The sequence below is a fragment of the Emticicia sp. SJ17W-69 genome (genome assembly GCF_051209875.1).
Classification (GTDB): Bacteria; Bacteroidota; Bacteroidia; order Cytophagales; family Spirosomataceae; genus Emticicia.
Window position 1 is genome coordinate 5,544,251 of the sequence record NZ_JBNTQY010000001.1, and the last position, 13,773, is coordinate 5,558,023.

At 35.6% G+C, this 13,773-nt stretch carries 9 protein-coding genes; 4 read left to right on the forward strand and 5 right to left on the reverse strand.

Annotation, left to right across the window (positions count from 1 at the left end):
• Positions 1–62: 62 nt before the first annotated feature.
• Both ACQUQZ_RS22765 and ACQUQZ_RS22770 read right to left on the reverse strand, forming a co-directional pair.
• A complete protein-coding gene (locus ACQUQZ_RS22765) occupies positions 63–1,541 on the reverse strand; it encodes a RagB/SusD family nutrient uptake outer membrane protein (RefSeq protein ID WP_435357397.1) in 1,479 nt (492 codons plus the stop codon).
• Positions 1,542–1,595: 54 nt separating this feature from the next.
• Positions 1,596–4,601: a SusC/RagA family TonB-linked outer membrane protein gene (locus ACQUQZ_RS22770; RefSeq protein WP_435357399.1), complete on the reverse strand. Its 3,006-nt coding sequence runs from the start codon at positions 4,599–4,601 to the stop codon at positions 1,596–1,598.
• A 463-nt stretch (positions 4,602–5,064) separates the two neighbouring features.
• Between ACQUQZ_RS22770 and ACQUQZ_RS22775 the strand changes: the two genes are divergently transcribed.
• The 4 genes from ACQUQZ_RS22775 (at position 5,065) to ACQUQZ_RS22790 (ending at position 11,505) form a co-directional block, all read left to right on the forward strand.
• Positions 5,065–7,992: an FAD-binding and (Fe-S)-binding domain-containing protein gene (locus ACQUQZ_RS22775; protein ID WP_435357401.1), complete on the forward strand. Its 2,928-nt coding sequence runs from the start codon at positions 5,065–5,067 to the stop codon at positions 7,990–7,992.
• Between the two features lie 190 nt (positions 7,993–8,182).
• On the forward strand, positions 8,183–9,280 hold the full coding sequence (locus ACQUQZ_RS22780) for an alpha/beta hydrolase (RefSeq protein WP_435357402.1): 1,098 nt from the start codon (positions 8,183–8,185) through the stop codon (positions 9,278–9,280).
• A gap of 9 nt (positions 9,281–9,289) precedes the next feature.
• Positions 9,290–10,033: a hypothetical protein gene (locus ACQUQZ_RS22785; protein ID WP_435357403.1), complete on the forward strand. Its 744-nt coding sequence runs from the start codon at positions 9,290–9,292 to the stop codon at positions 10,031–10,033.
• Entirely contained in the window at positions 10,030–11,505 is a 1,476-nt protein-coding gene (locus ACQUQZ_RS22790; protein WP_435357404.1) for a leucyl aminopeptidase family protein, read from the forward strand. Before ACQUQZ_RS22785 ends, ACQUQZ_RS22790 begins: the two co-directional genes overlap by 4 nt.
• A gap of 64 nt (positions 11,506–11,569) precedes the next feature.
• On the opposite strand, the gene recO is transcribed toward ACQUQZ_RS22790, so the two are convergent.
• The 3 genes from recO to ispE are packed head-to-tail and all read right to left on the reverse strand — an operon-like array spanning position 11,570 to position 13,700.
• On the reverse strand, positions 11,570–12,259 hold the full coding sequence (gene recO, locus ACQUQZ_RS22795) for a DNA repair protein RecO (protein WP_435357406.1): 690 nt from the start codon (positions 12,257–12,259) through the stop codon (positions 11,570–11,572).
• Positions 12,228–12,833, reverse strand: coding sequence for a cytochrome c oxidase subunit 3 (locus tag ACQUQZ_RS22800; RefSeq protein WP_435357407.1), 606 nt, complete (start codon positions 12,831–12,833; stop codon positions 12,228–12,230). The genes recO and ACQUQZ_RS22800 overlap by 32 nt, the downstream gene beginning before the upstream one ends.
• Before the next feature lie 45 nt (positions 12,834–12,878).
• Entirely contained in the window at positions 12,879–13,700 is an 822-nt protein-coding gene (ispE, locus tag ACQUQZ_RS22805) for a 4-(cytidine 5'-diphospho)-2-C-methyl-D-erythritol kinase (RefSeq protein WP_435357680.1), read from the reverse strand.
• Positions 13,701–13,773 lie beyond the last annotated feature (73 nt).

The window sequence follows — 13,773 nt, forward strand, 5'->3', positions numbered from 1 at the left end:
ATGGTATAAAAAAATAAAAAGGCAGAACCGTTGGGAACTGCCTTTTTAAAAATATCTAAAAATTAATACCCAGGATTTTGTTTCAATAATGGGTTAGCATCGATACGAGCTTGAGGAATTGGGAACAACTCTCTCGTTTTGTCAGTTTTAGACATGAATTTACGAGCATTGCTGAAAGTACCGAAACGAATCATATCATTACGTCTCCATCCTTCCCATGCTAATTCACGACCTCTTTCTGCTAAAATATCTTCAGCTGTGATCGTTTTCAAAGGATCAACTAATGAACGAGCTCTGATAGTGTTAACGTCAGCAAGAGCTTCAGATGTTTTACCTAATCTGAAAGCTGCTTCTGCTCTCATCAAGATAGCATCAGCCAAACGGTAGAATACGTAGTCGTTATCTTGGTCACCGTTAGGGTTGTTTCTTTGAATCTCATATTTTTGAGAACGAATACCTGCTACTTGGAATTCAGGGTCAGCGTCAGTCATTTGATCTTTAGCAAAATCAGCAATAAATGCCAATGGTTGATTTTTTGCATCTAGCAATTTCGCTCCAGAAGCAGAATATTGTTGTCCAGCAATCCACATTGCACTACGAGCATCTTTCGAATCGAATGAATTATAGAAATCTGCTAAAGTACAGAAACCATTCCAAGGAGCATTACCTAAACCATACGTTTGTTGGTTAGCATAGTGCAACGTTCTCATTTGGAAGTTCAAACCACCAGCCAAGAAACTATCGAAAGGAATGTTAAAGATTGCTTCTTGTGAACCTTGGTTTTGAGTTGTAAAGTTAGCAAGCGTTGTAGCTGATAACTTGTAAGCATTTTTTGAGTTGATAACTTTATTGATTGTATCATAAGCTTTTTGCCATTCAGGAGAACCTTTGTAAACACCAGCATTCAAATACAATTTAGCTAACATCATTGTTGCAGCATCTTGTGTCATACGACCATAAGCTTTTCCTGCTGGAAGGCTTGGGATTGCAGAAACTAATTCTGACTCAATAAATGCGTAAACCTCAGCACGCGTTTTTGTTCCGCCATTTGAAGTTGCATCTGTAACGATAGGCACATTACCAAAAGCGTCAATTGCCATTGAGTAGTAGTATGCACGAATAGCACGTAACTCATCAACCGCTGCTTTGTTTGAACTTACAACAGGAATCAATTGATTTACTTGAGCGATATTACCAAAAATATGTCCCCACATACCATTGATTGGGCCGTGTTGTGGAGTCCAAGTGTGGCGTGAATATGCCAACCAGTCACCGTTATCAAACCAGTCACCACCACGAGTTGGAACGATTAATTCGTCAGTAGTTGCTTCATTTGGGTTAAACCAGTCCCAAGTAAGACCTCTCATACCTGAGTAGGCAGGTCCAAGAGCTGCTGCTACTTGAGCATCAGTCTTCAAAAATTGGTCAGCAGGTATGGCATCATACACTGGCTCTGTAAGGTCTGTACATGACTGTAGTGATAAAGAAGCTACTACGCCAACAGAAAGTACTGAGTAAAAATATTTTTTAATGTTATTCATATTAATAATTTATATTTATTGTATAAATAAAATAATGTTATGTTAATTATAATATTAGAAACTTACATTTACACCAGCAGTAATACCACGAGTTTTGTAATAAGTTTCACGAACATCAATACCAGGAGCTTGCTCACCAATTTTAAGGGCTTGGCTAACTTCTGGATCTACACCTGAGTATTTAGTAAACAACAATAAGTTGTTTCCTGCAACATACACACGAGCTCTTTTAACGATTCCTTTACCCACTGGAATAGTGTATCCTAATGAAGCATTGTTCAAACGTAAGTAGTTACCTGATTCAACATAATAATCCATTGGGATTGTTTGTGAGTCATTAACTTTTGAAGTCAAAGCTGCAACTAAAGCATTACTTTCAGCAATACGACCATCTTGTCTTCCTAACAATAAATTGTTAGTATTCATGATTTTTGCACCCAAATTACTTGTCAATTGGAATTGCAAATCAAAGCTTTTGTATTTAACGTTGTTTGTTAAACCACCAACAAAGAATGGATTTGGATTACCAAGGTAAGTTCTGTCACCAGCACTTGGCTCAACTTTACCATCACCATTCAAGTCTTGGAATGTATATGCTCCTTTGTCAGAAATGCTTGCAAGTTTAGCTCCGTAGAATACACCAACTGGTTGTCCAGCTTGTAATACTGAGAAGTTTACTGCAGATGTACCTCTGATAAAGTTACCTAAAGATGTTGATAAGAAGATTTGATCAGGAGCAGTAAAATCATTGCTACTCAAGCTAACAACTTTGTTTTTATTAAATGAACCTGCGAAAGTCGAGCTAAATGAGAAATCTTTTGTATCAACCCATTGGTAAGCTAATGAAATCTCAACACCTCTGTTTTGCATTGTACCTACGTTAGCAAGAATAGTTGGATAAACAAATCCTTTCTCTTGTGGAGCATTTACAGTAAACAACAAGTCTTTAGTTTGACGAGTATAATAATCAATCGAACCAGAGATTTTTCCTTTCAATAATGAGTAATCTAAACCAGCACCGTAGTTTTCGTTAACTTCCCATTTCAAGTTAGGATTTGGATTTGATTGAATTGCATAAGCAGGTAAGAAGCTACCAGTACTTCCATCATAATATGAACCTTGAGGACCATAGAATGATTTTGATTGTAATGGTCTGATACCTTCAGAGTTACCTGTTCTACCCCAGCTAACACGTAATTTCAAGTTGTCAACTACTGAATTTCCTTTTAAGAAAGCTTCTTCGCTAATTGCCCAACCAACTGAAACTGATGGGAATGTTCCCCATTTGTTGTTATCTCCAAATTTAGTAGAGCCATCACGACGTAAGTTAACTGTTGCAAAGTACTTATTTGCTAAACTATATTGTGCACGAGCTAAAAACGAAACCAATTTGTATTCGTTTTTGTATGAGCCAATAAAACCAGGGTTTGTTCTGATTCCAAGACCAGAGCCAATATTGTCAGCACCCAAAATGTCAGTTAAGAAGTTGTTATTCGTAACACCAAATCCATCACCAACTACATCTTGGTAAGTATATCCACCTAATAAATTCAATGAACTATTAGAAGTCAGTTGCTTACTATAATTTAAAGTTGTTTCCAACTGTTTATCAGTAATAGCTTCTAAAGCACGGAAACCAGAGTTTCCACTGAATCCTCTAATTGGCACACCAGCAAATGAATTTTGGAATGCATTTGTATTTTTAGCTTGTGTACGAAGTGTTCCACTTACGTTAAATACCAAACCATCAACAATAGTATAAGCCGCTTGTACATTACCTAATAAATCGCTCAATTTTTCTTGTTGAGTTCTGTTCTCAACAATTGCTAAAGGGTTATAGTTAGCAAATGTTCCAGGAATTTGGTAGTAAGTACCATCAGCATTATAAATAGGGTCAGTAGGACGCATGTTTTGTGCCAAACCTAAAGCGATATTTTGAGCAATGTCACCAGTTGCTTGTGAAGCAGAGAAATTAAACTTCATGTTCAATTTATCGTTTATTGCTTTAGTGTCAATGTTCAAACGAGCATTCAAACGATCTTTACCAGAGCCAATCAATGTACCTACTTGACTCAAGTAGCCAACTGAAGCACGGTAAGATGATTTATCCGAACCGCCTGATACACCCACATTGTAGTTTTGTGTAGTTGCACGACGAGTAATTACATCTAACCAATCAGTATTAGCACCGTTATCAGTAAATGCTTGGTTGTATTTCTTTGCAGCTTCTCTAAATTGAGCACCATTCATTAAATCTGGCTTTTGAGAAATAGTTTCAGAACCAACATAAGCATTGAAATCTACAGTTGGAATACCTGATTTACCTCTTTTAGTAGTAATGATGATAACACCATTCGCACCTCTTGATCCATAAATCGCAGCAGAAGACGCATCTCTTAAAACATCCATTGTTTGAATATCTTCAGGAGCAATGTTCTGGATTGGAGCACCAATCACACCATCAATTACATAAAGTGGCTCAGAACCAGCACTTAATGAACCTGTTCCTCTCAAACGTACTGTTGGAGTTGAGTTAGGGTCACCACTACTTTGTGTAATTACCAAACCAGCAACCTTGCCTTGAGCAGCAGCCAATGGATTAGTTACAATACCAGCATTAAAGTCACGGCTACCCAAACTGGTTACTGTACCAGAGATTTCTTTTCTTTTTTGAGTACCATAACCAACCACTACTACCTCTTCAAGAGCTTTCGTGTCATCAACTAAAGTTACATCAACGGTAGTTTTGTTACCAACAGCAACTTCTTTTGTCTCCATACCTACAAAACTAAATACCAATGTACCACCTTTTGGCACACCAGCTAATTTGTAAGTACCATCAATGTTCGTTTGAGTACCTTTTGTAGTACCTTTCGCTTGTACGGTTACTCCTGGTAAACCAGAACCATCAGCACCTTTCACTGTTCCTGAAACAGTTACATCTTGTGCCATTGCAGTAAACGTAAGAGATGTTAGCAGCATTGCGGCAAATGTGAAAATGATTTTTTTCACACCAGCCAATAGTCGCTCAGATTGGCGACCCACTTGGTAGGACTTCATCATAGGTTGTAATTAAAGTAAGTTAATAAAAAAGATTAAAGAATTAGGAAATATTGTCAAACAATTGCCTAAATCGCCATTTTGTGCTTCTCAACCTAATGATAAGAACAAACAAAATAGAAATTTGTTAAGAAAAGGTTAAACTATTTTTCTAATTAACTCTCAAAATTACAAAAAGAAATATATAAAGTCCAAAAAATTATATTAAAAAATAAAAAATCTTTAAAATATTCAATTTTTAAAAATTGTACTAAGGCAATATAATATTTTATATTTCACCAACTTTGATGTTTGCTATTTCTTTAAAAAGTAAGTATTTTTGCTTAAAAAAGGCTTTTAGGTCTCGAAATATCCATTTTTATCAATTTTGTATTTTTTAAAGAAGTATTTTGTTAATCTATCTTTTTTCTCATTCTAATTGAAGAAAACAAATATCTTTGAAAAATTCAATAATTTAAGAATAATGATCAATCAAAAATTACAACAACTGGCCAAAGATTTATCGGGAGAACTTCATTTTGACGATGTAATGCGAACCCTTTATGCCACTGATGCGTCGGCATATCGTGAAATGCCCTTGGCAGTCGCTATTCCAAAAGAGGAGGAGGATATAAAAAAACTAATCGCTTTTGCTCATGAAAACAATACGTCCTTGATTCCTCGTACAGCAGGAACATCATTGGCAGGTCAAGTTGTGGGTAATGGAATCGTTGTTGATGTTTCTCGAACTTTTACTAAAATATTAGAAGTAAATAAGGAAGAAAGCTGGGTAAGGGTTCAACCTGGTGTTGTGAGAGATGAATTGAATTATTCCCTAAAAGAATATGGTTTGTTTTTCGGCCCCGAAACTTCAACTGCCAATCGTGCCATGATAGGTGGAATGGTTGGCAATAATTCTTGTGGTTCAAATTCTGTCGTTTATGGTAGTACACGTGACCACCTTTTAGAAGTAAAAGGTTTTTTGAGTGATGGAAGTTTTGTTGAATTTAAAAACCTATCCATTGAAGAATTTAAACGAAAAGTTGAAGAAACTACAAATTCACTTGAAAAACAGATTTATAATAGTACATATAATGTATTAAGTAATACAGAAAACCAAGTGGAAATTAGGAAAGAGTTTCCAAAGCCAAGCATTAAAAGAAGAAACACTGGCTATGCTATTGATGAACTTTTGGAAACTGAGGTATTTACACCAAGTACTTCTGAGCCATTCAACTTTTGCAAACTAATAGCTGGTTCGGAAGGTACTTTAATGTTTTTGACTGAAATTAAAATTCATGTTAATCCATTACCGCCTAAAAACTTAGGATTAGTTTGTGTACATTTCAATTCGGTTGATGAATCGCTTCGTGCCAATTTGATTGCTTTGAAATATAATCCTTCGGCAGTTGAGTTGATTGATCATTATATATTAGAATGTACGAAGGAAAACAAAGAGCAATTACAAAACCGTTTCTTTGTTCAAGGCGACCCTGGGGCGATTTTAGTGGTTGAGCTTGCTCGTGATTCAAAGGAAGAAGTGGAGAAATTAGCTGCTGAAATGGAAACGGAAATGCGGGCGGCTGGCTTGGGCTATCATTTTCCGCTACTTTTTGGCGATGATACCAAGAAAATATGGACTTTGAGAAAGGCAGGCTTAGGTTTACTTTCCAATCTACCAGGTGATGAAAAAGCCGTTGCTGTCATTGAGGACACTGCCGTTGATGTCAATGATTTACCAGATTTTATTAGGGAATTCAATGAAATCTTGACTAAAAATAGCATGTCGGCTGTGCATTATGCTCATGCTGGGTCGGGCGAAATCCATTTGCGTCCAATCATTAATCTAAAAACTGCTGAAGGACATCGCCAGTTTAGATTGATTGCCGAAGAGATTTCGACTTTAGTAAAAAAATATAAAGGCTCGCTTTCGGGTGAGCATGGAGATGGTCGTTTGCGAGGAGAATTTATCCGTCAGCAAATTGGCGAGAAAAACTATGCTTTGATTAAAGAATTAAAACAAGTGTGGGATCCACAAAATATTTTCAATCCAAATAAAATTGTTGATACGCCTCCGATGGACAAATTCCTTCGCTACGAGGCCGACCAAAAAGTACCTGAATTCAACACAGTTTTTAAATTTCATAATCAAAATATACTTCAACACGCCGAGCAATGCAATGGCTCGGGCGATTGCCGAAAAACAGAGTTGAGTGGCGGAACAATGTGTCCAAGCTATATGGCCACTCGTAATGAAAAAGATACGACTCGTGCAAGGGCCAATATTTTGCGAGAAGTTTTGACAAATTCTGAAAAACTCGACCGTTTTGATAGCAAAGAAGTAAAAGAAGTGATGGATTTGTGTTTGCTTTGTAAAGGATGCAAGTCTGAATGTCCGTCGAATGTGGATGTGGCGAAGCTAAAAATGGAGTTTTTGCAACATTATCAAGAAAAAAATGGCGTACCTATGCGGTCATGGCTGATTGGTAATTACTCAAAAATGAGTAATATTGCTTCATACGTGCCGTGGGCGTATAATTTGGTTTTAGGAAATGCTCCACTCCGCAGAATTGCTAATAGCATCATTGGTTTTCATCCCGACCGCACGATGCCTTTGCTGAGTAATAATACTTTAAAAGGTTGGTTTAATAAAGAGGTAAAGACGAATACCAATAGCAAACAAAAACTCGTCTATCTTTTCTGTGACGAGTTTACAAACTTTAATGATGTTGCGATCGGCAAAAAAGCTATTGATTTGCTACAAAAACTTGGTTATCAAGTAGTTATCCCTAATCATGTCGATTCTGGAAGGGCCTATTTATCAAAAGGAATGCTGAAAGATGCTCAAAAATTGGCCAATCAAAATGTGGCATTATTGAAAGATTTAGTCAACGAAAATACGCCAATTATAGGTATCGAACCTTCGGCAATTTTAACTTTCAGAGATGAGTACCCCGATTTGGTTGAAGCAAATTTGATAGAATCAGCTAAAAAATTAGCTAAAAATGCTCTGATGATTGATGAGTTCATCGCCCGTGAAATTGATGCCAAAAGAATTACAAGCGAGCATTTTACACAAGAAAAACGCTTGATCAAATTGCATGGACATTGTCAACAAAAATCAGTGGCATCACTTACTCCAACCAAAAAAATACTTTCGTTGCCTAAAAATTATGAAGTACATTTAATTCCTTCGGGTTGTTGCGGAATGGCTGGTTCATTTGGTTATGAAAAAGAACATTACGAGCTTTCGATGCAAATCGGTGAGTTGGTACTTTTCCCAACAGTTAGAAAACAAGCCAAAGATGTCATTATTTCTGCCCCAGGTACGAGTTGTCGCCATCAAATCCATGATGGCACAGGTCGAAAAGCCCTTCACCCAGTTGAAGTTTTGTGGGAAGCTTTAGTATAAAAATCTTTCAATTATTATAATATTGGCGAAATAATTGCTTTAAATAAATGCAGTTATTTCGCTTTTTTTATTCATAAACCCCTAATTATCAGGCATCTAAGTTTTTCAGACATTAAAATTTTGAACCTCAAGACCCTAAAAAGAGTTATATTTTGTAAATTTACACTTACCAACCATCTATAAAAGTAAAATGAGTAACAGAAATTTATTAAGTTTAGAGCTTACCACACCTGTTGATGACGAAAGACCAGTTTTTATAGCTGGAAATTTTAGCGAGTGGAATCCCGATGTAGCCGATTTTGAAATGCAGCGTGTGAGCAGGGGAAAGTACAAATTCACGTTTAGGCCAGAGCATAAATTACCTGAGAAAATAGAATATAAATATACCCGTGGAGGGTGGGATTATGTTGAGTTGGATAATTATGGAAATGCTCCAAGTAATCGCTTAATTGATTCATTATCAGGGAAATATGAAGATTTTGTTCCTTATTGGAGGCATGATGGCTCAACGGCATCTATAAAAAAACTAATGCCGAAAGTCCAGCTTGTTTCTGAGAAATTCGAAATCCCTCAATTAGGAAAAACACGGAAAATTCATATTCTTCTTCCGCACGATTATGACAAAAACACTGACAAACATTATCCCGTATTATATTTACAAGATGCACAAAACCTATTCGGTGAAGGTTCAAGTTATGGCAATTGGGAGATTGATAAACGTTTGTCACTGTTAGCCAAGCGTGATAAAGGAGATGTCATCATCGTTGCGATTGACCACGGCGAAAAAGAACGTTTTAATGAATATTCCCCTTATACAGTTGAAAAAAAAGGCAAAGGCTTAGGCATGAAATATGCCAACTTCATTGTCAGAAATTTAAAGCCACACATTGATGCTAATTTTAGAACTAAAACTGAGCGACAGTTTACTGGAATCGGTGGTAGCTCGATGGGTGGTTTAATAAGTATTTATGCAGGTTTGATGTACCCAGAAACGATTGGTCGTTTGATGGTCTTTTCTCCAGCTCTTTGGGTTTCTCCTAAAATATATTTCGATGCCATTGAATTTTTCAGCCCTATGGATACGAATATCTATCTTTATGGTGGAGGGAAAGAGGGTTCGGTAATGATTCCTAACGTAAAGAAAATGAAAGAAACCATCGAAAATCAAGGTTGGGACACAGAAAAAATCAAAATTAAGCTTTCGACTGACCCTAAAGGTGAGCATAACGAAAAACGCTGGGGACAAGAATTTCCGAAAGCAATTGAATGGTTATTTTTTGATAAATAGGAGTTAAAAATGAAATTCGAGCATCTTCCTGTCATTGATACTATGATAGCTTTATATCAAAAGCCAAGAGATATGTTTCGATTTAAAGACTATTTGCAAACCTTGACAGGAGGCGATAATAATAACCTGGAATTACCAATCATGGGTTTTAATCCTATGGCAAAAGAACACATTTTAGAAAAATTAATAGCTTTAAAAACATTAAATGCCGACAAAATTATTGAAGAAACGTTAGAACAAATCAATAAAAACATCAAAGAATTAAATGGTGAAACCTTTAAAGTTGTCTTCAATGTTCCTGATGACTTGAAAGGTGGATGGACAGATTTTTATACGTCTGATTATGGTTGTAAATTCAAAATAAAAAACTTTGCAAATAGGCATTTTTGCATTCCATTGTTTTGGTCGAGCGATGAAATTAGTCAAGAAAGCATTAAGCAAATAATAGTCGAATTTTGCTACCGAACTGTATATTTCAAGCAAAATTTGATCAATGAAAATTTAGAAGACCACGTAAAACAAGAGATTTATGTGGCTCAACAATCAAAATCTTCTTCAAAACTTACCAAGCAAGAATTTGATTTTTTAAATATTTTTTATGAAACACATAAAAACTCGGCACATTTTCCCTTGTTATTAAACTTTTTCTATAGCGATTCTGCTTCCGAAAAATTAGGTTATCCGAGTCTAGGAATTAAAACCAAAATGGCAGGCTTTGAATTTGCAAAAGCACTGGCACAAGCACAAATATGAAAATCAATATAATATCTCAAAATACTGAAGCCAAAACCATCATTTTCCCATTATTAGATAATGAGCATTTGGCTGAAAATTTATCAAAAATTGCCAAACATGTTGGTTTGAGTGCGGAAACTTTGCAACAAGATTTTAAGGCAGCTTCAAAAGAAAGTTTGATGCTTTATGGCAAAATTGAAGGACTCGAAAAAGTATATCTTTTGGGTTTAGGAAAAACTCCTAAACAAAACGATTTTATTAAAGTTTTTCGCTCATTTTTCTATAATTCTAAGAAAAAATTGCCAAAAAATGTTGGTTTGAAATTAAAATTGGCTAGTCTTGAGTCTTATACTGAGTTTATCGTGAATGGTATTTGTTTAGCAAATTATGAAGTTGGTGTTCATAAAACTGAGCAAAAATTAACGTCAAATTTCTTTAGCGAAGAAGGTATTTTAGAAATCCAAGTTGCAGAAGATACACTTTTACAGGTAGAAAATGATGCAAAAATAGGTCAAGCAACTGCAGAAACGCAGGCCCGAATCATGGCTTTGGTTGATGCTCCAGCAAATTTTAAATATCCTCAAAAATTAGCAGAATTTGCAGTTGAAGCGGGCGAAAAACATGGTTTTGACGTAAAAGTTTTTGACGAAAAACAATGCATCGAACTTGGTCTTCATGCACTTTTGGCGGTTGGGAGAGGAAGCACCGAAAATCCCGCAAGGTTTGTCGTGATGGAATATAATAATTCATCAGAAAAAGGAAAAAAAATAGGCTTAGTTGGCAAAGGCGTAACTTTCGATACTGGTGGTATTTCAATCAAAGGCTCGGCAAGTATGAGTTATATGAAGTCCGACATGGGCGGTGCTGGAGCAGTTTTAGGAACAATTGAATTGGCAGCAAAGTTGAAGCTTCCTGTGCATTTGATTGGGGTAATTCCTGCAACAGAAAACTGTGTTGATGGTAACGCATTGAAACCAAGCGAGGTAATTTCATCATATTCAGGTAAAACCATTGAAGTGATTGATACCGACGCTGAAGGTCGCCTGATTTTGGCAGATGGACTTTCATATATGAAGAAAAACTTTGAACCAGATGTAATCATAGATTTAGCAACACTCACAGGAAACTGTATTTCTGCATTAGGTTATGTGGCGGCTGGCTTACTTTCAAACAATGACGAATTAGCTGATAATCTACTGAACATCAGCCAATTAACAGGCGAAAAGCTGTGGCGTTTACCTCTTTGGGACGACTATAAAGACATGATGAACTCTGACATTGCTGATATAAAAAATCTTTCTTCTGCACCATTAGCAGGAGCAATTACCGCAGCAAAATTCTTAGAAATTTTTATTGATGGGCATACCAATTGGGCTCATTTGGACATTGCGGGATTAGCTTTCGGCGACTCAGAATTTGCCAAAATGAAATCTGGTACAGCTTATGGTGTAAGACTTTTGACGAGTTATTTGCGAAGCATAAATGAATAATGTAAAATGGATAATGTAAAATAAATATTTAGGACGAATAGCATTATTCATTTTGCATTATCCATTAACTAAGCACCTCTCTCAAAACTTGCAAAGATCTAATTTCGCCAAATTCTTCAACGTGTAAACGATAAAATAGAATAATGACTTCAAGCAAGTGATTTCTGACACCACGAGACATCAAAACAGGTGTTTGATAGTCTGCCATTATTAATTGATTCATTAATCTTTGATAATCATTATCGAACGGAATTGTTACATTATAATCTCTGAATTGTTCTACAATCTCATTGGCATTTTGTGGCGAAAAGCCTAAGAAAAAAGCATATTTTAAGAGAAAAATCAGATGAAAATTCTCAAAATGTTCTTCGGTTTCGTCTAAAAAAATGAGCGAATGATATAAGAAATCAAACAAAACGGTATTTTCGGAATGTTCTTTAAGGGTTTTGTTCAGAATTTCGTCCAGAAACATCGCAATACTTGACTTAGAAATATCATAAGGCAAGGTTCGGAATGGAAAACCTGATTTAATTTCAGAAATTCGGTGAATTTCTTTTTTTTCATCATGATAAACCACTAAATCCAAGAGTGAAAGGGGCTGAAAAAGAGCTATTTTATTTTTTCCTTTACTGCTTCTCACACCATTTTCTATGAAAGATTGAACACCAAATTTTTCGGTATAAACCTTTGCAATGATAGACGTTTCTCGGTAACGAATATAATTAATGACTATCGCTCGGGTTTTGTGAAGCATGGTAAAGAAGGAACAAAAATAAAGCTATCCAAAGTACATCAATGAAATGCCAATAGATACTTATTAGTTTGATTTTCAACTGATTGGGTGGATTTACACTATATACGTAAGAATCCACATATTCCATTCGTTGGAAGGCATCTTTATTGGCAGAAGCCAAAGCTATCAGTCCACCAAGTGTATGAAGAATGTGCAATCCTGATAAAATATAAATAAACATACCGCCAGTATTATTTGCCATTGTGATACCCGAAAGTATCATCTTTCTCCAACCAAATCCTTGAAGAACAATAAAAAATATACCTGCCAAAAGTGTTAAACTAATATTTAAACGATAACTACGAAAACGCTCTTGCTGAAAAGCTTTATTCGCCCAATGAAGGGTGGCACTACTTGTGAGAATCACCCATGTACTTGCCCAAAAAAAACCAGGAATTTTAAGAGGAATATCTTGATTACGGCTCTCTTTTGTAATAAAAACCAAAATTAGAAACAAAAAAAGTAATGCACTTCCTACCATTGCTAAATATAGCATGAAAGAAAATGGTTCTCGACGTTGAGTAAAACGATTCATAACTTTTAATATTTTTGTTTCTGTAAATGTTTGACTAACAATGACTTAACTTTGATTTTGTAAGATACCTTGCCATACCATAAAGTTTGGAAAAGCACTTTTTAAATCTACTTCATTTTCAAAAATACCATAAACTGTTGAGCCAGAACCAGTCATAGAAGCATACATTGCTCCTGATTGATATAGATACGCTTTTATATTGGCAATGGTTGGATATTTTAATAACAATTTTTCTTCAAAATCGTTTTTAATTATTTCTTTCCAAGCTGAAATTGGTTGTTTTAACGCTTCTTTTAACGAAACTTGTGGCCTTTTGGGTGAAACACCAGAATAAGCTTCAGCAGTTGAAATATGTATGTCAGGATTCACTAAAACTATGTATTTCCCTTTCAAATCTAAGGTAAAGTCTTCAAATTGGTCACCTTTATCATAACAAAATACTGGTCGATTTTCTATAAAAAAAGCACAATCTGAGCCTAATTGGCGAGCATAATCTTTCAACTCGTCATTGCTTAATTTTAAATCATAAACTTCGTTAAGCATTTTGAGTGTGAAAGCCCCATCAGCAGAGCCTCCACCCAAGCCTGCTCCCATCGGGATGACTTTATGAAGATAAATGATAGGAGGTACAGCTATTCGCTTTTCTAATAAACGCCACGCCTTTAGGCATAGATTTGAACTTTCATTGCCTGGAATTGCCAAGCCAGAGCTTTGAAATTTAGCTTCATTTTCTGTTGATGGAATAATTTCCAATATATCACACCATTCGACAGGATAAAAAATAGATTCAATATTATGAAATCCATCAGGGCGTTTTTCGATGATGTTTAAACCAATATTTATTTTGGCGTTGGGGAATGTAAGCATTTTTACGATTTTCAAAATTCAAATTTAATCAACCGCTCAGTAAAAAAATAGTAAAACAATTTTTTGTTTTTAG

Coding starts and splice junctions, on each gene's coding strand:
- ACQUQZ_RS22765 (WP_435357397.1), bottom strand. CDS start 1,541: ATGAATAACATTAAAAAATATTTTTACTCAGTACTTTCTGTTGGCGTA.
- ACQUQZ_RS22770 (WP_435357399.1), bottom strand. CDS start 4,601: ATGAAGTCCTACCAAGTGGGTCGCCAATCTGAGCGACTATTGGCTGGT.
- ACQUQZ_RS22775 (WP_435357401.1), top strand. CDS start 5,065: ATGATCAATCAAAAATTACAACAACTGGCCAAAGATTTATCGGGAGAA.
- ACQUQZ_RS22780 (WP_435357402.1), top strand. CDS start 8,183: ATGAGTAACAGAAATTTATTAAGTTTAGAGCTTACCACACCTGTTGAT.
- ACQUQZ_RS22785 (WP_435357403.1), top strand. CDS start 9,290: ATGAAATTCGAGCATCTTCCTGTCATTGATACTATGATAGCTTTATAT.
- ACQUQZ_RS22790 (WP_435357404.1), top strand. CDS start 10,030: ATGAAAATCAATATAATATCTCAAAATACTGAAGCCAAAACCATCATT.
- recO (WP_435357406.1), bottom strand. CDS start 12,259: ATGCTTCACAAAACCCGAGCGATAGTCATTAATTATATTCGTTACCGA.
- ACQUQZ_RS22800 (WP_435357407.1), bottom strand. CDS start 12,833: ATGAATCGTTTTACTCAACGTCGAGAACCATTTTCTTTCATGCTATAT.
- ispE (WP_435357680.1), bottom strand. CDS start 13,700: ATGCTTACATTCCCCAACGCCAAAATAAATATTGGTTTAAACATCATC.